The organism is Thermohalobaculum sediminis (assembly GCF_023487995.1).
GTDB classification, from domain to species: Bacteria; Pseudomonadota; Alphaproteobacteria; order Rhodobacterales; family Rhodobacteraceae; genus Thermohalobaculum; species Thermohalobaculum sediminis.
On sequence record NZ_JAMFKN010000006.1, the window covers coordinates 219316 to 244774 of the forward strand.

Annotated in this window: 19 protein-coding genes and 1 pseudogene; 11 read left to right on the forward strand and 9 right to left on the reverse strand. The window is 67.8% G+C overall.

Annotated features, from left to right (window positions below):
• Positions 1 to 5 precede the first annotated feature (5 nt).
• Positions 6 to 929, reverse strand: a complete 924-nt coding sequence (locus tag M1105_RS13915) for a LysR family transcriptional regulator (protein WP_249580980.1) — start codon at positions 927 to 929, stop codon at positions 6 to 8.
• Positions 930 to 1165: 236 nt separating this feature from the next.
• Between M1105_RS13915 and M1105_RS13920 the strand changes: the two genes are divergently transcribed.
• The 3 genes from M1105_RS13920 to M1105_RS13930 all read left to right on the forward strand — a co-directional run bounded on the left by M1105_RS13920 (position 1166) and on the right by M1105_RS13930 (position 4093).
• Complete coding sequence (locus M1105_RS13920) at positions 1166 to 1993, forward strand: 3-hydroxybutyrate dehydrogenase (RefSeq protein ID WP_319936796.1); 828 nt, start codon at positions 1166 to 1168, stop codon at positions 1991 to 1993.
• A 402-nt stretch (positions 1994 to 2395) separates the two neighbouring features.
• Positions 2396 to 2836, forward strand: coding sequence for a cupin domain-containing protein (locus tag M1105_RS13925; RefSeq protein WP_249580981.1), 441 nt, complete (start codon positions 2396 to 2398; stop codon positions 2834 to 2836).
• A gap of 120 nt (positions 2837 to 2956) precedes the next feature.
• Entirely contained in the window at positions 2957 to 4093 is a 1137-nt protein-coding gene (locus M1105_RS13930; RefSeq protein ID WP_249580982.1) for an MFS transporter, read from the forward strand.
• 606 nt (positions 4094 to 4699) lie between these two features.
• Here the strand turns inward: M1105_RS13930 and M1105_RS13935 are convergent.
• A complete protein-coding gene (locus M1105_RS13935; RefSeq protein WP_249581032.1) occupies positions 4700 to 8716 on the reverse strand; it encodes an Ig-like domain-containing protein in 4017 nt (1338 codons plus the stop codon).
• Complete coding sequence (locus tag M1105_RS13940) at positions 8629 to 9207, reverse strand: malectin domain-containing carbohydrate-binding protein (RefSeq protein WP_249580983.1); 579 nt, start codon at positions 9205 to 9207, stop codon at positions 8629 to 8631. The genes M1105_RS13935 and M1105_RS13940 overlap by 88 nt, the downstream gene beginning before the upstream one ends.
• Positions 9208 to 9526: 319 nt before the next feature.
• Here M1105_RS13940 and M1105_RS13945 point away from each other — a divergent pair, with 319 nt between their 5' ends.
• A complete protein-coding gene (locus M1105_RS13945) occupies positions 9527 to 10027 on the forward strand; it encodes a hypothetical protein (protein WP_249580984.1) in 501 nt (166 codons plus the stop codon).
• Positions 10028 to 10082: 55 nt separating this feature from the next.
• Here the strand turns inward: M1105_RS13945 and M1105_RS13950 are convergent.
• A pseudogene (locus M1105_RS13950) lies at positions 10083 to 10421 on the reverse strand (IS6 family transposase); the annotation flags it as partial.
• 337 nt (positions 10422 to 10758) lie between these two features.
• On the opposite strand from M1105_RS13950, the gene M1105_RS13955 reads away from it, so the two are divergent.
• Positions 10759 to 13941, forward strand: a complete 3183-nt coding sequence (locus tag M1105_RS13955; RefSeq protein ID WP_249580985.1) for a PAS-domain containing protein — start codon at positions 10759 to 10761, stop codon at positions 13939 to 13941.
• On the forward strand, positions 13938 to 15209 hold the full coding sequence (locus tag M1105_RS13960) for an adenylate/guanylate cyclase domain-containing protein (RefSeq protein WP_249580986.1): 1272 nt from the start codon (positions 13938 to 13940) through the stop codon (positions 15207 to 15209). Before M1105_RS13955 ends, M1105_RS13960 begins: the two co-directional genes overlap by 4 nt.
• A 66-nt stretch (positions 15210 to 15275) precedes the next feature.
• On the opposite strand, the gene denD is transcribed toward M1105_RS13960, so the two are convergent.
• The 5 genes from denD to M1105_RS13985 all read right to left on the reverse strand — a co-directional run bounded on the left by denD (position 15276) and on the right by M1105_RS13985 (position 20109).
• Positions 15276 to 16262 (reverse strand): D-erythronate dehydrogenase, encoded by a 987-nt coding sequence (denD, locus tag M1105_RS13965; RefSeq protein ID WP_249580987.1) that lies wholly within the window; start codon positions 16260 to 16262, stop codon positions 15276 to 15278.
• A 117-nt stretch (positions 16263 to 16379) separates the two neighbouring features.
• Positions 16380 to 17234 (reverse strand): amidohydrolase family protein, encoded by an 855-nt coding sequence (locus tag M1105_RS13970; protein ID WP_319936797.1) that lies wholly within the window; start codon positions 17232 to 17234, stop codon positions 16380 to 16382.
• A 2-nt stretch (positions 17235 to 17236) separates the two neighbouring features.
• The gene (locus tag M1105_RS13975; protein WP_249580988.1) at positions 17237 to 18370 is read right to left on the reverse strand and encodes a mandelate racemase/muconate lactonizing enzyme family protein; all 1134 of its coding nucleotides are present in this window, start codon (positions 18368 to 18370) and stop codon (positions 17237 to 17239) included.
• Between the two features lie 7 nt (positions 18371 to 18377).
• On the reverse strand, positions 18378 to 19289 hold the full coding sequence (kdgD, locus tag M1105_RS13980) for a 5-dehydro-4-deoxyglucarate dehydratase (protein ID WP_249580989.1): 912 nt from the start codon (positions 19287 to 19289) through the stop codon (positions 18378 to 18380).
• An 85-nt stretch (positions 19290 to 19374) separates the two neighbouring features.
• Positions 19375 to 20109 (reverse strand): FadR/GntR family transcriptional regulator, encoded by a 735-nt coding sequence (locus M1105_RS13985; RefSeq protein ID WP_249580990.1) that lies wholly within the window; start codon positions 20107 to 20109, stop codon positions 19375 to 19377.
• Positions 20110 to 20273: 164 nt separating this feature from the next.
• Here M1105_RS13985 and M1105_RS13990 point away from each other — a divergent pair, with 164 nt between their 5' ends.
• The 5 genes from M1105_RS13990 to M1105_RS14010 all read left to right on the forward strand — a co-directional run bounded on the left by M1105_RS13990 (position 20274) and on the right by M1105_RS14010 (position 25419).
• Positions 20274 to 21254: a TRAP transporter substrate-binding protein gene (locus tag M1105_RS13990; protein ID WP_249580991.1), complete on the forward strand. Its 981-nt coding sequence runs from the start codon at positions 20274 to 20276 to the stop codon at positions 21252 to 21254.
• A gap of 77 nt (positions 21255 to 21331) precedes the next feature.
• The gene (locus M1105_RS13995) at positions 21332 to 21826 is read left to right on the forward strand and encodes a TRAP transporter small permease (RefSeq protein ID WP_249580992.1); all 495 of its coding nucleotides are present in this window, start codon (positions 21332 to 21334) and stop codon (positions 21824 to 21826) included.
• Positions 21826 to 23112, forward strand: a complete 1287-nt coding sequence (locus M1105_RS14000; protein WP_249580993.1) for a TRAP transporter large permease — start codon at positions 21826 to 21828, stop codon at positions 23110 to 23112. The genes M1105_RS13995 and M1105_RS14000 overlap by 1 nt, the downstream gene beginning before the upstream one ends.
• A 1-nt stretch (position 23113) precedes the next feature.
• A complete protein-coding gene (locus tag M1105_RS14005) occupies positions 23114 to 23908 on the forward strand; it encodes an NAD-dependent epimerase/dehydratase family protein (RefSeq protein ID WP_249580994.1) in 795 nt (264 codons plus the stop codon).
• A gap of 5 nt (positions 23909 to 23913) precedes the next feature.
• Positions 23914 to 25419, forward strand: a complete 1506-nt coding sequence (locus M1105_RS14010; protein WP_249580995.1) for an aldehyde dehydrogenase (NADP(+)) — start codon at positions 23914 to 23916, stop codon at positions 25417 to 25419.
• The last annotated feature ends 40 nt before the right edge of the window (positions 25420 to 25459 follow it).

The window sequence follows — 25459 nt, forward strand, 5'->3', positions numbered from 1 at the left end:
CCAGATCATTCCGCCGCGACCGGGGCAGGCGATGGCGGACTGGCCGCCATCTTCTCGCCCCAGGGATAGCGCCGGCACTCATGCACGAACGCGCCCACGGCGGGCGAGTGCGGACGACCGCGAACCGTCACCAGATTGACTTCCCGCACGAACTCCGGTTCGACCAGCGGCCGGGTCACGAGACCGGGCACCGTCACGGCGAATTCGGGGATCACGGTAAATCCCAGGCCAGCCATCACCATGCTCTGGATCCAGTCGTCGCGCTCGCTGCTGTAGGGTTGCTTGACGGCGATGCCGATGGCCTCCCGTCGCTCCCGGATCACGTCGCGATACTCGCAGTTGATGCGGCTGAGATAGCTTTGACCCTCGAGATCGTGAAGCCGGATCCTTTCGAGCCTGGCCAGCGGGTGGTCGGGCGCCACCCCGATCATGAAGCGTTCGCTGTAGAGCGGTATCCTGTGCAGCGCGTCGCTCTCGAGGTCCGGCTTGCAGTAGATGGCGACGTCGATCCCGCCTTTCGCGAGCGCCTCCTCGAGCTGGCCTGCCGCCCCGTCTCGCAGGCAGAGTTCGACCCCCTGGTAGCGGCCGTTGAAGCCGGCGAAGAGGTCGATCAGCCGCGTCGGGCCGATGGTGCACATCAGGCCGACGGTCAGCCTCGCCTGGCGCAACCGGACGAAGCTCTCGGCCTGGCGCCGGGCTTCCTCGAGCCGCACGAACATCTCCTCGAAATAGGGTCGCATCGTGCGGCCAAGTTCGGTCAGGTGGGTATTGCCACGCTCGCGGTGGATGAGCGTGCCGCCGAGCTTGTCCTCGAGCGACCTGATCGCGCGGGTCAAGGCCGGCTGGGTGACGTTGCAGGCCTCGGCAGCCCGGGTGAAGTTCAGCGTCTCGCTCAGCGCGAGGAAATAGCGGATCTCGTGAAGCTCCATCTCCGTGGTCCCGAATGCCGCTTCGTGATCGAGCTTAGCACCGCGACGCGGGTCCTCACATCGATTTGCGGGGCCGGGCGTCGGATCCGTGAGCGATCGGCCGCCACCGACCATGCGGCGTGGTTATCGCGACCCTGCCGGGACGGCATTTCCGCCATCTGCCCGCGGCCTCCACAATCGCCAGAGCGTCGGACACCGGGCAATCCGGCCGACACCCCGCATCAGGAGACTGCCAGATGATGAACCTCGCCGCCACGAAGCCCGCCAGCGTCAAGCCGTTCCCCCTTGCCAGCCGCGTTGCCATCGTCACCGGATCGACCAGCGGCATCGGGCTTGGCATCGCCCGTGCGCTCGCGGCCCAAGGCGCCGCGATCATGCTCAACGGGTTCGGGGATGCGGACGAAATCTCCCGCACGCGCGATGCACTCGCCGCGGAAACCGGCGCCAGCGTCGAATATGACGGCGCCGATATCTCGCGGCCCGATCAGGTCGCGGAGATGATCGAGCGGACCGCGCGAACCTTCGGCTCGGTCGATATCCTGGTCAACAACGCCGGCGTGCAGCATGTCGCGCCGATCCACTCGTTCCCGGTCGACAAGTGGGAGAGCGTGCTGTCGATCAATCTTTCCGGCGCCTTCCATGCTATACGCACTGCGACGCCGGGGATGAAAGCCCGTGGCTGGGGCCGGATCGTCAACGTGGCCTCGGCGCACGGCCTCGTGGGCTCGCCCTTCAAGTCGGCCTATGTCGCGGCGAAGCATGGCATTCTGGGCCTGACGAAGGTCGCGGCACTGGAACTTGCCGAAAGCGGGATCACCGCCAATGCGGTCTGTCCGGGCTATGTCTGGACGCCGCTGGTCGAGCGGCAGATCAGCGATCAGGCGCGCTCGCACGGCATCCCGCGCGAGGAGGTCATCCGCGAGGTGCTGCTGAAGAAACAACCCAACCGGCGTTTCGTCACGGTGGAAGAGATCGGCGCCGTGGTCGCCTTTCTCTGCTCGCCCGGCGCTGCCTCGATCACCGGTGCCGCGATCCCGGTCGATGGCGGCTGGACCGCGGAGTGAGCCCGAAATGAACACCTGTGCCATGCCCGGTTCAGCGGCGGAGCTTCGTGCTGTGGTCGCCGCGTGCGCATGCCTCCGAGGGTTGGTCCGGCGCGTTCGAACCCATTGGCATCTCTCGGCGCCGCCGGGTCATCTCCTGGATGACATCGGAGTTCTCTGCCCGGAAATCCGCATGAGCCTGCGTTCCGGGTGCCGCGATATCTGAGGGTGCCGAGCATCCCGGTCCCAAGCCCACCGCCCCGTGCGGCGGGCTTGTCTTGCCTGCGGCACCACGTTCCCCGCGATGCGCGCCGCGCATGATCCCGACAACGAACCGGCATTTCAACGCCGCGCTGACGGACCTCACCATTGGGCCATCGCCGGCTGCCCCGGCGCATTCCCAGGACACGGAAGGAAAAGCAGATGCAGAAACTCCTGATCGGCGCGATCGCCCTGTTCGGCGCGGCGCCGTTTGCCAATGCCGGCGACTGTCCGCCGGATCAGGTCGTCGCCGCCGCGACGACCGGGGCGGGGCATGCCGAGGGTATCGGCGTCACCGATATCGTGCTCGCGGTCAATGATCTCGGCGCCTACCACCCCGAACTTGCGAGCCGCGACCAGCGCGTGCGCATGCTCACCATCGAGCCGGGCGGCGAAGTGCCCTGGCATAGCCATGCCGACCGACCCGCGCTGATCTATGTGGTGTCGGGCGAGGTCGTGGAATACCGCTCGACCTGTGCCGAGCCGATCGTTCACCGCGTGGGCGAGGTCGCCACCGAGATCGGCGCGCTCGAGCATTGGTGGCGCAACGAATCCTCTGACCCCGCCGTGCTCATCGCCGCCGACCTGCCGAGGGCCGAGTGACCAATCCGGGACGGGCTTGCCCGTCCCGATCCTCTTTCGCGCGGGAGCCCTGCGATGACCGATACCCTGCAACTTGTCCAGCCCGTGGCTCAGCCGGGGCGCACCGCTCTGCCGCGCGCGATGGTGATCGGGCTGATCGGCTTCCTTACCCTGGTCGACCTCTTTGCGGCACAGGCGATCCTGCCGACACTGGTCGATGTCTATGGGGTCAGTCCCGCAGCAATGGGGTTCGCCGTCAATGCGAGCACCTTCGGCATGGCGGCTGCGGGCCTGCTTGTCTCGTTGATCGCGCGCCGGATCGACCGCAGGCGCGGAGTGTGGCTGAGCCTCGTGCTCCTCGCCGTGCCGACCGCTTCGCTCGCCTTCGCGCCGGACCTTGCCGTCTTCACGGTCCTGCGGAGTGTGCAGGGCGTCATGATGGCGGCCGCCTTCGCCCTTACCATGGCCTATATCGCCGAACGTGCGGGGCCCGACGAAGCGGCTGCGGCTCTGGCCGCCTATGTCACGGGAATCGTCGCGTCGAACCTGGTCGGTCGCTTGATCTCGGGCGCCGTGGTCGATCTGGCCGGCGTCGCGATGACTTTCTGGGTGTTCGCGGGGCTGAACCTCGCCGGAGCCGCGCTCGTTGCGGCCAGTCTCCGGCCCTCACTGCGGATGGCGCCGATCTGCCGGCCGATGCAGCCGCCGCTGGCAGCCTGGGCGATGCATCTTGGCAATCCTGCTCTGCGCGCCGCCTTCGCCATCGGCTTCCTGATCCTCTTCGTCTTCATCGGCGTCTTCACCTACGTCAACTTCGAACTCACGAGGACGCCCCTCAGCCTGTCTCCGATGCATCTTGGCCTCGTCTATCTGGTGTTCATGCCGGCATTGATCACGACGCCCCTTGCCGCGGGAGTGGTGCGTCGCGTCGGTGTTCGTCAGACGGTCCTGATGTCGATGCTGACATGCTTCGGCGCATTGCCGCTGCTGCTGGTGCCGCGGCTGGAGGCGGTTCTTGCGGGGCTCGCGACGATTGGTGTCGGGGCATTCCTCGCGCAGGCGGCCGCCACGGGATTCGTCAGCCGGGCCGCGGCGTCCAACCGGGCAGCGGCGAGCGGCCTTTACCTCGCTGCCTACTATCTTGGCGGGCTGGTCGGCGCAGCGGTGCTGGGTCCGGTCTATGACAGACTCGGTTGGCCGTCGACCGTCGGCGCCATCGGCCTCGCTGCCCTCGCCGCGGCATGTTTGGCCGGTCGGTTGCGGCTCGTCGGTGCGTAGGTCGACGGCTTCTCGGCGGTTCGCTGAAGCCGCGTTGCCGGCATTTGGCGAACGACCGGTTCCCCGCCGCGCCTTGGCGCCGAGTTCCTTTATCGCGGTGCCCTAGGATCGAAGCCTGTCGGTCACGAGCCTTTCGGGCTGACCACGCTTGCGCATTGCTATCCCGAGGAATTTCAGCGCGGCCCCTGGTCTCGCGGCCTCGGGACCAAGCTTTCCAGAGCCTCGCCTTCGCGGTCGCCTGCCAGCGAGAGGCCGTGCGTCTCGCCATTGATCGTGATGAACTTCTGGCCGGGAGGCCACCGCCAGCTGACGGACTGCATGACCTCGATCCGGCGCTCCCAGATTGCTGCCGCGAAAACTGGGCCGAAGCGGAGCCAGCAAAAACGGTTGGCTACATTGCTGACGTCGATCCCGCCCTCATGGAGCAAGTATTCGGCGTTCCGGAAGGAGAGGGGGGAACCGGAAATACATCATGACCCCGGGGCGGATGATCCGGGGGAACGTCTGGACGCAGCGAAAAGGGCTGCGTCTGCTCATGCCGAGAGGGGAGGGAGGCCGGCATCCCCTTCAGCGAAGTTCCTTCGCCATTGCCCACCGACATCCCAGTCAAGCGCCGTAATAGAAGATCGAAATTGCGCTCACGATCGCGTTGTTCTGGATCGGTGTGAAATCGATATCCAGCACCCCGTCGTCGACATAGGTGGTCGCAGAAAGCTCCAGCGCTGCATACCGCCCACCGGCGGCGGCGTGGAGGTCGATGTCGTCGAGTTCTGCCGGAACGACGCTCTCCATCGCGATATCGAAGACGCGCTGCCCGGCCGTGGTCGCCCAAGGCTCGATGAAGTGAAACTGCGCGACGTAAAAGCCCACGTCGGCGACCGCGATATCGTAGCCGAAGGTTCCGAATCCATAAGTCTGGTAGAGCCGGTCGTCGGTCGTTCCCGAGATATCGTTCGCGATGTCGCGCACCGAAATCGCGCCGGAAGCCACGCCGGGGTCTGCGGCATAGCTCAGCCCGGTCTCCATCGAGGTGTAGCTCGCGCCGCCGACGTTGATGGCCGCGACGAGAACGGGCGCGGATGGCGCATCGTCGATCACGATGGTCACTTCTAGGGTCGCGGTGCCACCGTTGCCGTCGGACGCCGTGACGACGATCGGCAGCGATGTCCCAAGGGCGAGCGCGAGGTCTGCTCCCTCGGCAACCACGAGACGTTCGGACGCATCGACGGCGAAGCGCGGATCGTCGACCGAAAAGGTGAGTTGGTCGCCGTCGACGTCCGACCCGACCAAGCTTCCGACCACCGTGCCCGCAACGGCTCCCGGCATTACCGTCGTGCCGATGAGCGCGAGACCCGATGGGTCGTCATTGACGGGCGCCACCGCGACCTCGACCACGGCAGTGTTCCGCGCTCCGTCCGGGGTAGAGGCCACATAGGTGAAGCTGTCCGTTCCGTTGAAATCGGGGTCCGGGGTGTAGACCACCGTCCCGCCTGACAGCGCCGCAACGCCGTTGGCGGGTTGTCCCAATGAGACGATGACGGTGCCGGGATCGTCATTCGCCAGTACGTCGATCGTGGTGGGCGTGTCCTCGTCCGTGGCGGCGAAATCTCCGTTCGCGAAGGTCATGCGCTCGCCCGCGAAGAACGTGAAGCTGTCGACGACAACGGGTTCCTCGCCGTTCCCGACGACGCCGAGGACCTCGACACTCAGGGAGCGGTCTCCATCGAAGCTGAGATGGGCGTAGTGGTGGAGCGTGTTGTCACGCACCGCCGTGTAGGCGGGGGCGGGCTCGGTCTCCCAGTCCGAGAAGCTCCCGTTGATGTTGCTGAGCTTGCCGCCGGGGCTGACCTTCATCCAGACCACGCCGTCGCTCTCGGTGTAGTAGGTCGAGAGGTCGGTCGAGGTCGGCACATTGGTGCTCGCGCTGAGCGTGCTCGACCCGTTCACCAAGGGGAAGGTCCGCAGATAGGACTGGTCGTGGGTCGTGAGCACGAGGTCGATGCCGAGGCTCTCGAAGAGCGGTGCGAGTTGGTCGCGCGCCTCGAGCGCGTCGCCGTGGTTGGTGCCATCCGAATAGGGCGAGGCATGCATCACGGGGATCACCCAGTCGGCGCCGCGTGCCTGTGCCGCCAGAATATCGGCCTCGATCCAAGCCAGTTGGGTGGCAGTCAGCCCGTCCTGCTCCCGTGCCATCAGGATCATGGTGAAATGCACGTCGCCGACGTCGAAGGAATGGAACCGCCCGCCCTCGATGGCGCCGGTCTCGACCTGGGGGAAGCGGTCGCGCCATTGGTCGAAGCCCTCCTGCAGGAAGACCTCGTGGTTGCCGTAGACGGTCATGAAGGGCGCCTGACCGAGCGGGTCCTGCCACTGGTCGAACCAGGCGTCGATCGACGCCTCGAGGTCGCCGAAGCGCTTGTCGGTGCTGTAATAGATGTAGTCGCCGCCGCCCAGGAGCAGCGTCGGGTCCAGCGCCGCGATCTCGTCGCGCACCTGCGCAGTCCCGGTCGCGAGGCCGTCCTCGCGGCCGATCAGCCCGGTGTCGGCGAAGAAGACGAGGTCGAAGACGCCCCCGGAATCGGTGGCCGGCGCCGTCGTGACGTCGTAGACCCGGCTCCACGTCCCATCGTCGAGCCGCACGCGGAATTCGTAGGTCGTGTCGGGCGCGAGCCCGCGCAGCGTCGCCTCGTGAAGTTCGCCGTTCTTGGTGCCCGAGGGACGGACGCCGCTCTGGTCGGCCATCCAGGCGGTGTCTCCCGATGCTCGATACTGGACCTCGCTGGCAGGGAGGGTGTCGTCGAGGCGCCAGACCACGGTGAGCGTACGCGCCGCGTCATCGGTCCATGCGAGGTGAAGCTGCTCTGCGGCCAGGGTGGTCGCCGCCGCCGGCGCCAGCGTCTCGACTCCGACCTGCGCCTCGCCGGAGGTGCTGCCGGCCGACACGGCGTAGCGGAAGCTGTCCGAACCGGCATGGCCGGCGAGCGGCACGTAGATCACCTCGCCATCAACGATCTCGACCGTTCCGAAAAGGGGAGCCTCGACAATCGTGATGACCGCCGCGCCGTCGGGCACGAAATCGTTGGCGAGCACGTCGATGACGACCGGAACGCCGGTCTCGGTGGCGGCAAGGTCGTCGACCGCGGCAGCGGCGACCATCGTCTCGACACGGAAGGCGATCTGCTGCGTCTCGAGCAGGCTGCCGGTCGCATCACGCCCCGAAAAGATCTCGATGGTCAGCACATGCGCGCCGTCGCCGATCGAGCCGGGGCCGAAATCGCCGTTCCTGTCGCCGAAGAGGCTGTAGGGAGCACTGTTCTCGACGTTTACCTCGTCCCCGTCGAGGATCAGCCGGACGCTGCCGACGAGGCCGGCAAGGGGCGAGCCATCCGGCACCGTGACCGAGAGCCCGAGCACATCAATCACGTCCGGTGGAAATCCGAACACGGCGCCCTCGACCACCTCTGCCTCGGCGAGGTCGGTGGCCGTGTTCACGAGGGCGACCACCAGCGCGCCGCTGGCCCCCACCTGCAGGATGAAGCTGCTCGCAACCGGCTCCGCGATCCCATCGCTCGCCGCGATTGCGAGCGTGATCTGCGGCTCGGCCGCAGCGTCGAAATCCGCTCCCTCGGCGATCGCGAGCCGTCCCTGGTCGTCGACCGAGAACCGCGGGTCGTCGACGGAGAAGCTGATCGGGTCGCCGTCAGGATCGGTCGCGGAGACGACGCCTATCACTGTTCCCGCCGCGGCGTCCTCGGCGAGGGTGGTGCCGCTGAAGGCGAGATCGCGAGGCGCGTCGTTGACGGCCGTGACGGTGACGCTGACGGTTGCCTGATCGAAGCCGAGCGCGCCGATGACCGTGTAGATGAAGCTGTCCGATCCGTTGCGATCGGGGGCGGGCGTGTAGCGCAGGCGCCCGTCCTCGACCGAGACGCTGCCCATCGCGCCCTGCGTGAAGCCGGTGATCTCGAGGCCGGCCGTGTCGTTGGCCAGCACGTCGATCAGGATTGAACCATCCTCGGCCACGACGGCATTGTCGTCGGCCGCGAGGTCAATGGCAGGGACGTCTTCGATCGTGAGGCCGGTCGAGAGCGTGGCCGTCCCGCCCTTGCCGTCCGAAGCCGTGATGACGACCGGGACCACGGCGTCGGCGTCAACCGACAGGTCCGCCCCCGCCGCGACGATCAGACGGCCAAGCGCATCGATCTCGAAGCGTGCGTCGTCGATCGAGAAGCCGATCGCATCGCCGTCGACGTCGGTCGCCGAGAGCGTCCCGATCACCGTGCCCGGCAATGCCAGTTCCGATACCGTGGTACCGTCGATGGCGATGCCCTCGGGCGCATCGTTGACGGCCGTCACCGTCACGCTCACTTCGGCGGTCGAGGTTGTGCCATCGGGTGCGAGGATCGTGTAGGCGAAGCTGTCGGTCCCGTTGAAGTTCGGATCGGGTGTATAGACGATCTCGCCAGCCTTGATGGCCGTGCTGCCATGCGCGGGCGTGCCGGCGCTTTGAACCACCGCCCCGAGGGGGTCATTCGCTAGGACGTCGATGCTGACCGACTGATCCTCGGCCGTCGCGGCGCTGTCGTCCGCGGCGGCGGTGCTGGGTGGCAGGATCTGGTAGATGCGATTGCGCTCACGATCGCCGAATTGACCAGCGAGATGAAATCCATATCGAGGATTCCATCGTCCACCGTGACGATCGTCGTCAGGGTTATCGCCTCGGCCAACGTGCCCTTCAGCGCGAAGAGGTCGAGGTCGTCGAGTTCGCTCGGCACCGCGCCTTCGAGCGCGACATCGAACACTCTCTTGCCGGGAGCGCTGAACCACGGTTCGACGAACCGCAACTCGACGATGTAGTCTCCGGCTTCGGGCATCGCGAGATCGTACGAGAAGTCGCCGAAGCCGTAGGTCTGGTAGAGCGCGTCGTCCTCGGTGCCCCCGATCGCCAGGCCGCTTCTGTTCCGGGTCTGGATCTTCCCGGACGTGATCCCCGGATCGGCATCGAAGACGGGGCCGAGTTCCGAGGAGGCATACGCCCCTCCGCCGACGTTGAACGCGGTCAGGAGGGATGCCTCGATCAGCTCGCCACCGATCTGGAAGGTGAAGCTCTGCACGCCAGCCCCTCCCGCTTCCGAAAATTGGAAGCACTGATCACTCAGGTTCCGCCCGTGGCCGGTCGCCGCGATGCTGCGGTGGACGCGCAACGATCATGCGTTCTTCGCGGTCGTGCCGCAACAAGGAATACAATCAGAGATTGTATTGAATAGCATATGAAATACCGCATAGGTTGATCTTGACCCGAGAGCGTGGCAGAGAAACCGGTGCTGGCAGACGAATGCGGACCAGTCGCAGTATGCCCGAGGGTGCTGCCAGACAAGCGCGAACCAGTCTCCGGAAGGACAGTGCCGCTTCCCCTCATGCCGTGAGAAGGTCGTGACAGTCAGCGAGGGCGGCGGCATGGTTGGGCCTGCCGCCGATTCCATCCTGATCCGCACCTGTTCTCGGCGGAGAAACCCCGGATACTATGGCGCCGCCGATGTCTTGGTTTCTCCCGAGACCGCGGAAGAAGGGTGTTGGGTGATGAAGAGATTGCTCGCGATTTCACTCCTGCTTCTGGCGTCGTGCGCGACTGAAGAGGCATACCGGGCGGAGGTGGCAAGCTGGCTCGGCAAGCCGGAGACCGCGCTGGTGTCCGCCTGGGGCGCGCCTGATCTGGTTTACGACACTGAAAGTGGTCAGAGGGTGCTGACCTATAAATCACGAATGCAATTCACGACGACGACAGCGCCCTATGTTGGCGTCACGGATCACGGTGGCGTCGTCTATGCCCCCGGCAGCCCAATCCTTCGGGACCTGCAATGCACGACGAATTTCACCATCGATGGTGGCGTGGTGGTCGATTGGTCGTTCAGAGGGAATGATTGTCGGATATAGGCCTGCGCCCGGGTTGTCGTGCACTGCAGGGTGATCGGAAACATTGAGACTGGCCAGTGACGACGGCCTCGAGAACCTCGCCTTCGTGATCGACGGCCCGCCACAGGTAGTGGCGCTCGCCGTTGACCTGCACGAATATCTCAACGAGGTGCCATCGCCAGGTCGAGAAGGCGCGCAACTTGTCGATGCGCTTGCGACGGATCTCGGCGGCAAACATCGGCCCGAACCGGTGCCACCAGAACCGCACGGTCTTGTGGCTCGCATCGATCCCGCGCTCGTGGAGGAGGTTCTCGACGTTGCGGAGCGAGAGCGGGAAGCGGATGTAAAGCGTCAGCGCGAGGAAGATGATCTCGGGGCTCGTCTGGAAGTACCGGAAGGGGCTGCGTCCGCTCATGCCGCGAGGGTTAGGAAGCGGCTGACCCGCCTCAAGCCAAGTTCCTTTGACAGTGCCAGATGACGGTCGCGGCGAGTCTGATTTCACGGCCGAGGGAGCGATGCCGAACCGGGTCGCCGTCGCCCTGGGGCTGTGGCCCGCGTCGATCGCATCCACGACCACGTCCTTCGACATTGCCGGCATCGGGTCGCACAAGCTGAGCGGGCCCTCTGCACCCGTCAACGGCAGCATCTTCACACACGCTTGCAGTCCTCCCCGCAACATCGGGGCCGTCGTTGACTCGCCTCGTGACGACTGTCACGCTCGGATTTCCCTCGCGTTCGATGGGGAGGTCGGGATGCTCGGGGCGGAGGACCGCTCGAAAGAGGGCCTCGAGGTTCTCGACATCGGCGTCGGGATCTTTGATCGCGACCTGAAATTCTCGTATTGCAATCCGGCCTTTCGCAGGCTCCGCCGGTATCCCGAGTCTCTCTGCCGGGATGGCGTCGGGCTCGACGCCCTGCTCCGCTACAATGCCGAGCGCGGCGATTTCGGGCCGGGGGACATCGAGGCTCAGGTCGCCGAGCGGATCGCCGAGATCGGCACGGCGGCGGAGCGCGAGCTCGAGCGCGAGATGGCTGACGGCCAGATCCTGCTTATCCGCTATCGCCGGACCTCGTCGGGCGGCCTGATGGTGACCTTCGAGGATCGGACGGCCGAGCGCCTAGCCGAGCGGGCGCTGCGCGCGAGCGAGGAGCGCCATGCACTGGTGACCCGTGCGACGTCCGACGGCATCTATGACTGGAACGTCGCCGACGATGTGCTCTACGTCTCGGAAAACCTCACCGGGCTGCTGAACCTCGATCTGGCTCGGCAATCGTCGCGGCTCTGGGCCGAGCAGATCCACCCCGAGGACTACGACGCCTATTTCGAGGCGCTGGTCGCACATTTCAAAGGCCGGACCGATGCCGTCGAGTGCGATTATCGGCTGCGCGCCCGCGGCGGGGGCTATCGCTGGGTGCACGACCGCGGCGTCGGCGTGCGGGGCGCGGACGGGCGTGTCACCCGCCTCGTCGGAGCGATCCGCGACATCACCGAGATACGCGAGGCGCGCGCCGCGATCGACCGGGTGGAGGGGCGCCTCGCCGGCGCGATGAGTACCATCGCCGACGGCATCCTGCTGGTCGACGCCGAAAACCGGATCGAGCTATTCAACGACCGTTATGTCGAGATCTTCTCCGCGGCCGCCGGGGGCGCGGACCTCTCGGACCTCGTGGTCAGGGGCCGGGACTTTTTCGAGATGATCCGGGGCGGCTACGAGATGGGCATGTTCAAGCCGCATCCCGAAGGCGCCGACGGATGGATCGCCGCGCGTCGCGAGGCTTGGGAGAAGCCGCGCGCGAACTGGGAGCTCGAGCTCTCGAACGGCACTTGGATCCTGCTCAACGAGCGGCGGATGCGCGACGGCGGGCGCATCTCGGTCTACAGCGACATCACCGCCCTGAAGCGCCGCGAGGCCGAGGCACAGGCGGCGCGCGAGCGCTTCGAGGAGGCGATCGAGGCGATCTCGTCGGGCTTCGCGCTGTGGGACGCCGACGACCGCCTCGTGATCAGCAACACGCGGTATCGCGAGTTCTTCATCGATCTCGCCGACATGGTGAGGCCGGGGGCGGCGTTCGATGAGATCATCCGCGTCGGCATCGAGCGCGGCTACTTCCCGCTCGCCACGAGCGATGTCGACGCCTACCTGGCGGGGATCGCCGAGAAGCGGTTGCAGGCCAGCGGCGAGCCGCGCGAGCAGTTCATCGGGGGCAAGTGGCTTCAGATCACCGACCACCGAACCGGCGAGGGCGGCATCGTCTCGATCTATACCGACGTCACCGAGCTCAAGACACGCCAGATCGAGTTCGAGAAGCAGTCGGCGATCCTTGAGCTGACACTCGAGAACATGGTCCAGGGTATCACGCTGGTTGACCGGGAGCTGCGGACGATCGCGCTGAACCAGAAGTTCCTCGAGTTGATGGAGTTCCCGCCGGAGCAGTTCCGCCGCGGCTTCACCATGGAGCAGGCGTTCCGCTTCAACGCCGAGCGCGGCGAATACGGCCCCGGCGACATTGACCAGCAGGTCCGCCAGCGGCTTGCGCTGGCTGCGGAATTCCAGCCTCACAAGTTCGAGCGCATTCGCCCGGACGGCAAGGTGATCGAGATCGTCGGCAATCCGATCGAGGGCGGCGGCTTCGTCTCTACCTACACCGACATCACCGAGCGAAAACGCGCCTATCAGGCGCTGACAGCCGCTCTGGCCGAGTTCAACGCAGTCCTCGACAGCATCGATTACGGCGTCCTTTTCATGGGACCCGACCTGCGCGCCCGCATCGTCAACCGCGCCTTCGGGCGGATCTGGAACATCCCGCAGGATTATATCGACCAGCACCCGACAATCCAGGAGCTGATCGAGTACAACCGTGGCACAGGTGTCTATGCGGTCGCGCCCGAGAACTGGGACCGCTGGGTCGCCGAGCGGGTGCGGGCGATCAGCGCGGGCGACATCGCGCCCGGCGAGTTCATCCGCGGCGACGGCAAGGTTCTGAGATACCAGTGCGTCGCGCTGCCCGATGGCGGGCGCATGCTGACCTATTTCGACATCACCGAGCTGAAGCAGCGCGAAGCCGAGATCGCCGGCGCCCGCGACGCGGCGGAGACGGCGCTGGCCGACTTGCAGAGGGCGCAGGAGCGGCTGATCCAGTCCGAGAAGATGGCCAGCCTCGGCCAGCTCACCGCCGGGATCGCGCACGAGATCAAGAACCCGCTCAACTTCGTCAACAACTTTGCCAGGCTGTCGGGCGACATGCTCGGTGAGCTGCAGGAGCTCTTGGAAGCCCCGATCGCCGCGCTGCCGGAGGACGACCGCGACGAGGTCGAGGACCTGCTCGGGACCGTCCGCGGCAATCTCGACAAGATCAACGAGCACGGCCGGCGGGCCGATGCGATCGTCAGGAACATGCTGCTGCATTCGCGCGAGGGCCCGAGCAAGGCGCAGAGGGTCGCGCTGAACCCGCTGGTGCAGGAGGCTCTGAACCTCGCCTATCACGGCGCGCGGGCAGAGGATCCAGGCTTCAACATCGATATGAGCACCTCGATCGACCCCGCTGTCGGAGAGGTCGAGTGCCACCCCCAGGACCTGATGCGCGTCTTCCTGAACCTCGTCAGCAACGGGATCTACGCCGCCAGCAAGCGGCGCGCGGCCGAGGGCGGCGGCTTTTCGCCGGCGATCTCGCTGGCCACCCGTGCAATTGGCGAGAGGGTGGAGGTCGAGATCCGCGACAATGGCGCCGGCATCCCGCCGGAGCTTCGGGAGAAGATCTTCCTGCCGTTCTTCACCACCAAGCCGGCGGGCGAGGGCACGGGCCTTGGGCTTTCGCTCAGCTATGATATCGTGGTGAAGCAGCATGGAGGCACACTGACGGTCGAGAGCGCGCCGGGAGAGCACACGAGCTTCGTCGTCTCGGTGCCGGTGCGCGCAGCGGGAGCGGGGCCATGACCGAGCGCATGATGGCGGCGCCGCTGATCCTCGTCGTCGACGACGAGCCGGATGTCGAGGCGCTGATCACCCAGAACTTCCGCCGCAAGATGCGCAAGGGCGAGATCGGGTTTGTCTTCGCTCGCGACGGGCAGCACGCGCTCGAGGTGCTGAAGCAGAACCCGGCCGTCGAGATCGTGCTCTCGGACATCAACATGCCGAGGATGGACGGGTTGACGCTGCTCGATCGCCTGAACGATATCGAGCGCGACCTCAAGACCGTCATGGTCTCGGCCTACGGTGACATGGGCAATATCCGCACGGCCATGAACCGCGGCGCCTTCGACTTCGTCACCAAGCCGATCGAGTTCGACGACCTCGAGCGCACCATCGCCAAGACCCTGCAGCACCTGACGCTGTTCCGTCAGCTCCGCGAGGCGCGCGACGAGGCCGAACGTGTCCGCGCCACCCTGTCACGCTATTTCTCGCCGACGGTGGTCGAGGCGCTGTCCTGCGACCCGGAGGCCATCGAGCCGAGCGGCGAGCGCCGCGCCGCCACCTTCCTGTTCACCGATCTCGCGAACTTCACGCCGCTGGTCGAAACCTCGCGATCCGACCTAGTCGTCACCATCCTCAACGAGTATCTCGAAGGCATGACCAACACGATCTTCGAGCACGGCGGGACCGTCATGAAGATCGTCGGCGACGCTGTCCAAGCGATCTTCGGCGCGCCGGTCGAGGACCCCGTGCATGCCCGCCACGCGGTCAAGTGCGCGCTGGCGCTCGACGCGTTCTCGCAGGGCTTCCGCGAGACGATGCGGCAGCAGGGCGTCGAGCTTGGCGCGACCCGCATCGGCGTGAACTCGGGCGATGCGATCATCGGCAACTTCGGCGGCAGCCGCTATTTCGACTATACGGCCTATGGCGACGCGGTGAACGTCGCGGCGCGGCTCGAGCAGGCGAACAAGGTGGTCGGCACCCGCATCTGCGTCGGCGAGAGCACGGTGGCGCAGATCCCGGACTTCTCGGGGCGGCCGATCGGCACGGTGCTTCTCAAGGGCAAGACGCAAGCGATCCGCTGCCACGAGCCGCTACCCGTCGAGCGCGCCGGCTCCCCGGCCGTCGATCACTACCGCAAGGCCTTCGCGCTGCTCGAGGGAGGCGACCCGGACGCCAAGCGGGCCTTCGCGTCGGTGGTCGGCCAGTTCGACGAGGACGCCCTGTCGAGCTTCCACCTCGGACGCCTTCTCGCCGGAGCGACCGGTGTCGCAATCGAGGCCGCCGAGTAGCGCGACCGCGGGTAAGGCGTCGAGGCGCTCAGCCCGAGCCGCGCGCGATGCCTTTCGCGCATCGGCTCAGGGCAGGGTGCCGCCCAGCTCGTCGGCGATATGCGCCTCGATGATCTCGCGGAACGACGTTTCCGCCCGGAAGCCGAAGTCGAGCGCCCGCCGAGGCAGGAAGTCACTAGGCCAGCCGGCGACGATGCGGCTGATCAGCGGGTCGGGCTCGCGGCGGATCAGGCGCATCACCTGCGGCCCCGCCACCTCGCGCAATGCCGCAAGCTCGTCGCCGACGGTGGCGGATAGCCCCGGCATGTTCAGCACGCGCCTGTGCCCCAGCGGCGCGAGGTCGATGGAGCCAGCATGTTCGAGGAAGCCCATGGCCGAGCGCGGGCCGGCGAACCAGTGGCGCACATCCTCGCCCACCGGCAGGATCGCCTCCCTGCCGGCCAGCGGCTCGCGCAGAATGTTGGAGAAGAAGCCCGATGCGGCCTTGTTCGGCGCGCCGGGGCGGATGCAGATCGTCGGCAGCCGCAGGCCGATCCCGTCGACGATCCCGCGGCGGGTATAGTCCTCGAGCAACAGCTCGCACATCGCCTTCTGCGTGCCATAGCTGGTCTGCGGCGTGCAGAAGTAGCTGTCCCCGATCCGCTCCGGGAACGGCGCGCCGAACACCGCGAGCGAGGAGGTGAAGACCAGCCGGGGCCGGTAGGGCGCCTCGCGCCCCACGGCGCGGATCGCATCGAGCAGGAAGCGCGTGGCATCGAGATTGACCCGGTAACCCTTGTCGAAATCTTGCTCCGCCTCGCCCGAGACCACGGCGGCGAGGTGATAGATCACGTCCGCGCGCCGCGCGGCCAACGTCCGGCTCACCTGCGGGTCCGCGAAATCGGCGGCGAAGGCATCGACCTGCCCGCGGAAGCCCGCTGGCACAGCTGGCTCGAAGATGTCCGTAAGCGTCATGCCCGCGATGTGGCGGCCGCCAAGCGCGCCCGTCACGGCGAGCCGTTCGGCGAGCTTGCGCCCAAGCATTCCGGCCGCGCCAATGATCATGACATGCATCGGGATTTCTCCTGCGGCGGGCGGGGGTCGCGCCCGCGACGTGCCGCGAGATTGCGGCGCCCTTGGCGTGAACGCAACTCCGCATCCCGTGCCAGTGACTCCGCCGGGTGGGCCGGTTCAGAAGCCGTAGAGCTCCACCGGGTTCTCGACGAGCACGAGCTGTCGCGCAGCCTCGTCCGGAAGCCAGCCCAGCACGGTGTCGAGAAGGGCTGCGTCATCGGGGTAATCCTCGGTCCGCTGGGCGAGGTTGTGCGGGAAATTGGTGCCCCAGACGATGCGCTCGGTCGCATGAGCGGCGATCGCGCGCGACAGAGCCGCGGTGTCGACAAATTCGGGCCCGCCGGTGCGCGAGGACTCGTAGCAGCCCGCGAACTTGAACCAGCAATTGCCGCCGTCGATCAGGCGCTTGACCAGCGCGACCTCGGGGCCGTCGGGCTCGGCGCCCCGGAAGAACTTGCCGTGATGGTCCAGCACCCAGCGCGCGCGAAGGCGCGAGAGGCGCCCGAAATGCTGCGCGATGTCCGAGCCGTCGAACTGCACCGCCAGCATCCATCCCGCCGCGGCCGCGCGGGCATCGACCTCCTCCAGCGCATCGAGGCCCACGGCGCCGCCGGGCAGGTCCATGATGCGCGCGCCGCGGATGCCGGCGGCATGGAGCCGCGCGATCTCGTCATCGGGTGTGGCGCCGGTGATCACGGCCACGCCGCGCGCAACCTCGCCCATCGCGGCCAGTGCCGCCAGCAGGTTGCCATTGTCGTGCTGGTGCGCGTTGCCCTGGGTGATCACGACGCGTGCGATCCCCAGCCAGTCCATCACCCGGCGGTATTCCTGGGGCCCCGGCAGGCCCGCCGGCAGCGGCGGGCCGCCCGGCCGCGCAGGGTAGCCCGGCAGGTAGAGATGCGTCTGCGTGTCCACCGTGCCCTGGGGCAGGGCGGTGCGGGGCTTCGGCCCGGTGTAGCGGCGTTCCAGCATGGTCAGCTCCGGGGCGCGTATTCGGCCAGCGCGTCGCGGTCGATCTCGATGCCGAGGCCGGGGCCGTCGGGAATCGCGACCCAGCCGCGGTCGTGCTCGATCGGGGCCTTGAGGATCGCCTGCCGGAACGGGTTCGGCGTGCGGTCGAATTCCAGGATCGGGGCGATCGGGTCGCGCCGCGGCGGGTCGGGCAGCAGCGCCGCCATGAATTGCAGGCTCGCGGCGATCTGCACCCCGGTGCCCCAGACATGCGGAACCAGCCGCACGCCGTGCAGCGCGGCCATGTCGGCGATGCGGCGCATTTCGGTGAACCCGCCCGTGCCGCAGAGGTCGGGCTGCGCGATGTCGATGGCGCGGGTCTCGAGCGGCTCCCGGAAGCCGAAGCGGCCGTGCCAGGTCTCGCCTCCGGCGACGGGGATCGGCTGGCCCGCGCGCACGGCGCGATAGGCGTCGAGCTGCTCGGGGAGCACCGGTTCCTCGAACCAGTCGATGTCAAGCTCGGCCGCGGCCCGGCCCAGCGTGATCGCCTCGCGCACGTCATAGCCGTGGTTCGCGTCGATCATCAGCCGCGCCTGCGGGCCGATCGCCTCGCGCACGGCACGGATGACGGCAAGGTCCGCGGCCACGCCGAAGCCGATCTTGATCTTGACCGCGTGAAAGCCCGCCGCCACATGCGCCGCGCATTCCGCGGCGTTGTCGGACACCCGGTCGACCCCGTCGCGGCGGAACGACCCGGTCGCATAGGCGCGCACGCGCTCGCGTACCCGTCCGCCCAGAAGGACCGAGACGGGCACGCCGAAATGCCTGCCCTTGATGTCCCACAGCGCCACGTCGATGCCCGACAGCGCCGTCACCGCGAGCCCGCGCTGCCCCTGGTCACGCAGCAGGTTGTAGAGCTCCTGCCACAGGATTTCCGTCTCGAGCGGGTCGCGCCCGATCAGCCGCTCGGCATAGGCGGCGACCACCGCGGCATTGGGACGGGCGGGGCCAAGGCACTCGCCCCAGCCGGTGGTGCCGTCGTCGCAGGTGATCTCGACCAGCACGTGTTGGCGCCGCGTGAAGCGCATCGAGGCGCTCTCGAAGGCAGTGTCGAGGGCGTGGTCGAGCAGATGGGTGCGAACCGCTTCGATCTTCATCGGCGCCTCAGGGCCGGCCCGCGCTGGCGACGAGGTCGGCAAGCATCGCGGTCTCCTCGTCGGTCAGGTCGGTGAGCGGTGGGCGCACAGGCCCCGCGGCGAACCCCGCCAGCCGCACGCCCGCCTTGATGGCCGCCACAGCATAGCCCTTGTTGCGGTTGCGGATCGCCATGAAGGGATAGAAGAAACTGGTCAGGATCCGCTCGCAGCGCGCCCGGTCGCCGCGTCGCAGCGCGGTGTAGAAGTCGACCGCCAGCGCTGGCACGAAGTTGAACACCGCCGAGGAATAGGTGGTGAAGCCCGCGCCCAGATAGGCCTCGGCGAACAGTTCGGCCGTCGGCATCCCGCCCAGATAGGTCAGCCGGTCGCCCATCCGCGCCGTGATCTGGCGCACCAGCCCGATATCGCCCGAGCCGTCCTTGAAGCCGATCAGGTTGGGGCAGGCGTCGCACAGCCGCTCGATGCTGTCGGCCTGCAGGATGGCGTTGTCGCGGTTGTAGACCATTACGCCGATGTCGACCGCATCGCAGACCGCCTTCACATGGGTGACCATTCCCGCCTGCGGCGCGTCGATCAGGTAATGCGGCAGCAGCAGGATGCCGTCGGCGCCCGCCGCTTCCGCCGCCTGCGCGATCTCGACCGCCATGCGCGTGCCATAGCCGCAGCCCGCGACGATCGGCGTGTTGCCGGCCGCCTCCTTGGCCGCGCGCACGATGGCCGGAATTTCGGCCGGCGCGAGCGAGAAGAACTCGCCCGTTCCGCCCGCCGCGAACAGCACCGTCGCGCCGAAGCCCGAGAGCCATGAGACATGCTCGCGATAGGGCGCCGGGGCGAACGCCCCGTCGGCGCCGAACGGCGTCACGGGAAACGAAAGAAGGCCCGCGCCCAGGGCGGCCTTGATCTCCTGCGGATCGGTCATGCGCATCGCGTCCTTCTCGGGTGGTGGTCCGGCCGAGGGCTAGCGCGGCCCCCGCGACATGTCAAGAAGTCATATGACAAGTTGGTCATTCACCCCGCATCATCCGGCGATAGCGCACCTGCGAGCCCTTGAGATGCGCGCGCATCGCGGCGCGCGCCCCGTCCTCGTCGCCCGCCGCGATGGCGTCCGCGATTCGGCGATGTTCGGCCTGCAGAAGCGCGAGATAGTCGGCGCCGCGCGCCGCCTCGCCCTGCGCCAGGCGCGCGCGCGGGATCGCGTCCCGCCCAAGCATTTCCAGGAAATCCACGAAGCGTGGATTGTTCGCCGCCCGCGCGATGGAGAGATGGAAGGCGAGGTCCGCCGCCGCCGCGGACTGGCCGGCCCCGATCGCCCGCTCGACATCGCCGAACGCCTCGTAGATCGCCTCCTCCTGCGCCGGCGAGCGGCGCAGCGCCGCCAGTCCCGCCGCCTCGCATTCCACCGCGGTCCGCAGTTCCAGCAGCTCGACTATGTCGGAAATCTTTTTCGTATCAATGTTCTGAAAGGGGTTCGTGTCCTCGGGCCGGGCCCGGATCACGAACACTCCCGCACCCTGGCGCGGCTGCACCAGGCCGTCGGCGCGCAGGGCGGCCACCGCCTCGCGGACCACGGTGCGCGAGACGCCGTAGCGCGAGGTCAGCGCGGCCTCGCTCGGCAGTTTCTCGCCGACCTCGATCCGGCCCGAGACGATCGCCTCCCTCAGGTCGCTGGCGAGCCGGACCACGAGGTTGGGGCGCGTGCCCGCATCCGCACCGGTAGGGTCGTCCTGCGTTCCGTCCATTCTCGAGGCCTCGCTCACCGCCGCGCGTCCGGTGCGATTTCCAGCATGTTAGGGCGCCCGCACGGATCTGCAATATGAATATTGACAACTTGTCATATATCTTTATCGTCCCGCCATCGAAGACAGCGGCGCCAACGCTGCTGCATCCGGGGAGGGAAACAAGGATGACCATCGTCTCGACCATTCGCGCCGCACTGCTCGCCGGATGCGCGGCGGCCCTGTTCACGGCCTCGGCCGGCGCGCAGGAGATCCGCGGCTGGAACACGCATGCGCCGGACTACCCGGTCTCGGTGGCCATGGACCATTTCGCGGCGCTCGTGGCCGAGCGCACCGGCGGACGGATCACGCCCAAGACCTATCACTCGGCCCAGCTTGGCGAGCAGGACCAGGCGATCGAGCAGATGCAGTTCGGCGGCATCGACTACGCCGTCTTCAACCTGACGCCGCTCAACAACCTCGTGCCCGAGACGCAGGTGACTACGCTTCCTTACGCCTTCCGCTCGGTCGATCAGATGCACCGCGTGGTCGACGGCCCGATCGGCGCCGAGATCGCCGCCGCCATGGAGCAGGTCAACATGGTCGGCCTGGCCTGGTACGACAGCGGCGCGCGCTCGTTCTATGCCAAGACGCCGCTCGCCTCGGTGGAAGACCTCAAGGGGCTGAAGATCCGCGTGCAGAACTCGGACGTGAACGTGGCGATGGTCGAGGCGCTGGGCGCCAACGCGACGCCGATCCCGTTCGGCGAGGTCTACACCTCGATCCAGTCCGGCGTGGTCGATGGCGCCGAGAACAACTGGCCGTCCTACGAGTCGACCGCCCATTTCGAGGTCGCGCGCCACTACATCCTCGACCAGCACACCATCGTGCCCGAGATCTTCGCGGTGGCGAAGACCACCTGGGACAAGATGACCGCCGACGACCAGGCGATCGTGCGTCAGGCCGCGATCGAGAGCGCCGGGCTCCAGCGCAGGCTGTGGGCGGAGCGCGAAGCCAAGTCCGAGGCGATCGTGCGCGCTGCCGGCAATACCATCGTCGAGCTCGAGGACAAGACCCCGTTCATCGAGAAGATGAAGCCAGTCTACGACAAGTTCGTGACCAGCGACAAGCTGCGCGACCTGCTCGCGCGCATCCAGGCGACCGAATAACCCGCGCAGCCATCGCCCGGCCGGTGCCTTCGGGCGCGGCCGGGTGCCCCGTGTTCCCAGGTGCCGGAGCCTCGGTCATGCGATTCAGGGTTCTCGACCATCTCGTCAACCTCGTCGTCGCCATGGGCGGCGTGGCGCTGGTGCTGCTGGTCGGCGTGACCGGCTGGCAGGTCTGGGGCCGTTACGTGCTGAACGACACGCCGACCTGGGCCGAGCGGCTCTCGCTCCTGCTCATCCTCGTCGTGGCGCTGCCGCTCTCGGCGGTGGGACTGCGCGAGAACATCCATCTCGGCATCTCGTTCTTCGCCGACATGCTGCCGCGGCGCGCCCGCAACGCGCTCGAGGTGCTGGTGACGGTGCTGCTCGCGGCGTTTGGCCTCGCGATGGCGGTCTATTCGTGGCGGCTGGTCGAGGGCACCTGGAACCGCAACATCCCGCTGCTCGGCGTGCCGCAGGCCTACCAGTATCTGCCGCTGGTCGTCACCGGCGTCCTGATCGTGACCTTCATGGCCGAGCGCCTGTGGTTCCAGATCGCTGCGGGCGCGCGCGGCACCGGCGAGGGGGCCGACTGATGGGTCTCGCGATCCTGCTCGGCTGTTTCATCCTGGGCATGCTGATCGGGATGCCGATTGCCTTCGCGCTGGGGCTCGCGGCCCTGCTTGCCGCCTTCCACGAGGGCGTGCCGCAGATCATCGTGTTCCAGCGCATGATCGCGGGGATGAACGTGTTCTCGCTGCTGGCGATCCCCTTCTTCATCTTCGCGGGCGAGCTGATGATGCGCGGTGGTATCGCGCTCCGGCTGGTGCAATTCGCGCAGGCCGTGGTGGGGCGGATGCGCGGCGGGCTCGGGCTGGTCAACGTGCTCTCCTCGATGCTGTTCGGCGGCATCTCGGGCTCGGCGGTGGCGGATACCTCGGCGCTCGGCTCGGTGCTCATCCCGATGATGCGGGCGCGCGGCTATGACGACGACTTCTCGGTCAACGTCACCGTGACGTCGTCGATCGCGGGCGTCGTGGTGCCGCCCAGCCACAACATGATCCTCTACTCGCTCGCGGCGGGTGGGGGGATCTCGATCTCGGGGCTGTTCCTCGCCGGCGTCGTGCCCGGGGCACTCATGTGCCTGTGCCTCGGCATCGCGACCTACGCGGTGGCGGTGCGCCGTGGCTATCCCTCCGAGGCCTTCCCCGGCTGGCGGGCGGTGGCGATGGCAGGGCTGGTGGCGATCCCGGGGCTGCTGACGGCGGTGGTGATCATCGGCGGGGTGATCTCGGGCATCTTCACGGTGACCGAATCCGCCGCCGTGGGCGTGATCTACGCGCTTCTGGTCACCGGCGTCGTCTACCGCTCGCTGGGCCTGCGCGCCTTCTGGGAGAGCGTGGTCCAGTCGATCCGCACCACGGCGATGGTGATGATCCTGATCGGCACGGCCACTTCCTTCGCCTATTTCCTCGCGCTCTACGAGGTGCCGGCGCTGATCCTCGACGCGCTGCTTGGGGTGTCCGACAACCCGCTGGTGATCCTGCTGCTGATCAACCTCTCGCTGCTGGTGCTGGGCACCTTCATGGACATGGGCGCGCTGATCCTGATCTGCACGCCGATCTTCCTGCCCGTGGTGCGCGAGATCGGCATGGACCCGGTGCAGTTCGGCATCGTGCTGATGATGAACCTCGGTCTGGGCTTGACGACGCCGCCCGTGGGGGCCTGTCTGTTCGTGGGTTGCTCGATCGCCAAGGTGCGGATCGAGAGCGTCCTGCGCACGATCTGGCCCTTCTACCTCGCGGTGCTGGTGGCGCTGGCGCTGACGACCTATCTGCCCGCGGTCTCGCTGACCCTGCCGGGCCTGCTGCAGGGGGGCTGAGATGCTCGAACGCCTTCTCGTCACCGGTGCTGCGGGCGGGCTTGCCCGAATGATCCGCCCCGAACTCGGCCGGCTTGCGCTCGCCCTGCGGCTTAGCGACATCGCCGCCGCGCCCGCGGGCGAGACGGCCGAGTGGGTACGCTGCGACCTCGGCGACGCCGATGCGGTGGACGGGCTGGTCGAGGGCTGTGACGGCATCCTGCATCTGGGTGGCATCTCGACCGAGAACAGCTTCGGCCGGATCCTGAATGCCAACATCGTGGGCGTGCACAATCTCTACGAGGCCGCGCGCCGCCACGGCCGGCCGCGGATCTTCTTCGCCAGTTCCAATCACGTCGTCGGCTTCTACCGCCAGGACGAGCGCATCGACACCGATGCCCCGCACAGGCCCGATGGCTGGTATGGCGTCTCGAAGTCCTTCGGCGAGGCGGTGGCGCTGATGTATTTCCACAAGTTCGGGCAGGAGAGCGCGCTGGTCCGCATCGGCTCGTGCTTTGCCGAGCCGAAGGACCACAGGATGCTCGCGACATGGTTCGCGCCCGAGGATTTCGTGGCGCTGGCAGAATGTGTCTTCGCCGTGCCGCGCCTGGGCTGTCCGGTGGTCTACGGGGTCTCTGACAACGATGCCTCGTGGTGGGACAATGCCGGCGCGGCTCATCTGGGCTGGCGTCCCCGGCACAACGCCGCCGCCTTCGCCGGGAAGATTGCGGCGAGCGTCCCGCTGCCCGACAAGGACGACCCGCGCGCCGTCTATCAGGGCGGCGCTTTCACCGCCGAGCCGATCCACGAGGAGTGAGACGCATGCCCATGGGACACCATCTGATCGCGGGAGAGGCCGTCTCAGGCGGCCCGAGCTTCGCGTCGAGTCCGGTCGAGGGGCCCGCGCGGGACTTCCCCATGGGTTCGCCCGACCTCGTCGACCGCGCCTGCCGGGCGGCGGAGGATGCCTTCGAGACCTTCGGCTTCACCTCGCGCGCCGAGCGGGCGGCGCTGCTGGACGCAATCGCCGGCGAGATCGACGCCCGCGAGCCCGCGATCACCGAGATCGGCACGCGCGAGACCGGATTGCCGGCGGCGCGGCTCGAAGGCGAGCGCGGGCGCACCACGGGGCAGCTTCGTCTCTTTGCCGCGCATATCCTGAAGGGCGAGTATCTCGACCGGCGCCACGATGCGGCGCTGCCCGACCGTCAGCCGGCGCCCCGCCCGGATCTGCGCCTGATCCAGCGGCCCATCGGGCCTGTCGCGGTGTTCGGCGCCTCGAACTTCCCGCTGGCCTTCTCGACCGCGGGTGGCGACACCGCCTCGGCGCTCGCGGCGGGCTGCCCGGTCGTCGTGAAGGGACACGAGGCGCACCCCGGAACCGGCGAGATCGTGGCCGAGGCGATCGCGGCGGCCATCGCCCGCTGCGGCATGCCGGCGGGCGTGTTCAGCTTCATCCATGGCGGCGCGCGCGAGGTGGGCGAGGCACTGGTCCGCCATCCCCTTATCCGGGCGGTGGGGTTCACCGGCTCGCTGCGTGGCGGGCGGGCGTTGTTCGACCTCTGCGCCGCGCGGCCCGAGCCGATCCCGTTCTTCGGCGAGCTCGGCTCGGTCAACCCGATGTTTGTGCTGCCGGCGGCGCTGGGTGCGCGCGGGGCAGGGATCGCCGGGGGTTGGGCGGGCTCGCTGACCATGGGAGTGGGGCAGTTCTGCACCAATCCCGGCATCGCAGTCGCGATCGACGGCCCCGGCCTCGACGCCTTCGTCGAGGCGGCGCGCGGCGCGCTCGCATCGGTGGCGGCCCAGACCATGCTGACCAACGGGATCGCCGCCGCCTATCGCGAGGGGGCGGGGCGTGTCGGTTCCGCGCCGGGCGTCGAGCCGGTTCTGAGCACCGCTTGCGAGGGCCGCAACGCCGCGCCCTGCCTCTATGCCACCACCGGGCGGGCCTGGCTCGCCGACGAGGGGTTGGCCGCCGAGGTGTTCGGCCCGCTCGGGCTGGTGGTGCGGGTGGCGGATGCCGATGAGATGCTCGCCGTCGCCCGCCATCTGCATGGGCAGCTCACCTGCACGCTCCATCTCGACGACGGCGACACTGGGCTTGCGCGGCGCCTGATGCCGGTGCTCGAGCGAAAGGCGGGACGCGTCCTCGCCAACGGCTTTCCCACCGGGGTCGAGGTCGGCGATGCCATGGTGCATGGCGGGCCCTATCCGGCCTCGACCAATTTCGGCGCGACTTCGGTCGGCACGCTGGCGATCCGGCGATTCCTGCGGCCGGTCTGCTTCCAGAACATGCCGGCCGCGCTCCTGCCCGCGGATCTGCAGTGAGGCAGGTGGCGCGCCCCGCCCGCCCCGGCGCTGCCGGGGC

Bases quoted from the DNA above. Each gene is read 5' to 3' on its own strand.
- M1105_RS13915 (WP_249580980.1), bottom strand. From the start codon at position 929: ATGGAGCTTCACGAGATCCGCTATTTCCTCGCGCTGAGCGAGACGCTG.
- M1105_RS13920 (WP_319936796.1), top strand. From the start codon at position 1,166: ATGATGAACCTCGCCGCCACGAAGCCCGCCAGCGTCAAGCCGTTCCCC.
- M1105_RS13925 (WP_249580981.1), top strand. From the start codon at position 2,396: ATGCAGAAACTCCTGATCGGCGCGATCGCCCTGTTCGGCGCGGCGCCG.
- M1105_RS13930 (WP_249580982.1), top strand. From the start codon at position 2,957: ATGGTGATCGGGCTGATCGGCTTCCTTACCCTGGTCGACCTCTTTGCG.
- M1105_RS13955 (WP_249580985.1), top strand. From the start codon at position 10,759: ATGCTCGGGGCGGAGGACCGCTCGAAAGAGGGCCTCGAGGTTCTCGAC.
- M1105_RS13960 (WP_249580986.1), top strand. From the start codon at position 13,938: ATGACCGAGCGCATGATGGCGGCGCCGCTGATCCTCGTCGTCGACGAC.
- denD (WP_249580987.1), bottom strand. From the start codon at position 16,262: ATGCATGTCATGATCATTGGCGCGGCCGGAATGCTTGGGCGCAAGCTC.
- M1105_RS13970 (WP_319936797.1), bottom strand. From the start codon at position 17,234: ATGCTGGAACGCCGCTACACCGGGCCGAAGCCCCGCACCGCCCTGCCC.
- M1105_RS13975 (WP_249580988.1), bottom strand. From the start codon at position 18,370: ATGAAGATCGAAGCGGTTCGCACCCATCTGCTCGACCACGCCCTCGAC.
- kdgD (WP_249580989.1), bottom strand. From the start codon at position 19,289: ATGACCGATCCGCAGGAGATCAAGGCCGCCCTGGGCGCGGGCCTTCTT.
- M1105_RS13985 (WP_249580990.1), bottom strand. From the start codon at position 20,109: ATGGACGGAACGCAGGACGACCCTACCGGTGCGGATGCGGGCACGCGC.
- M1105_RS13990 (WP_249580991.1), top strand. From the start codon at position 20,274: ATGACCATCGTCTCGACCATTCGCGCCGCACTGCTCGCCGGATGCGCG.
- M1105_RS13995 (WP_249580992.1), top strand. From the start codon at position 21,332: ATGCGATTCAGGGTTCTCGACCATCTCGTCAACCTCGTCGTCGCCATG.
- M1105_RS14000 (WP_249580993.1), top strand. From the start codon at position 21,826: ATGGGTCTCGCGATCCTGCTCGGCTGTTTCATCCTGGGCATGCTGATC.
- M1105_RS14005 (WP_249580994.1), top strand. From the start codon at position 23,114: ATGCTCGAACGCCTTCTCGTCACCGGTGCTGCGGGCGGGCTTGCCCGA.
- M1105_RS14010 (WP_249580995.1), top strand. From the start codon at position 23,914: ATGCCCATGGGACACCATCTGATCGCGGGAGAGGCCGTCTCAGGCGGC.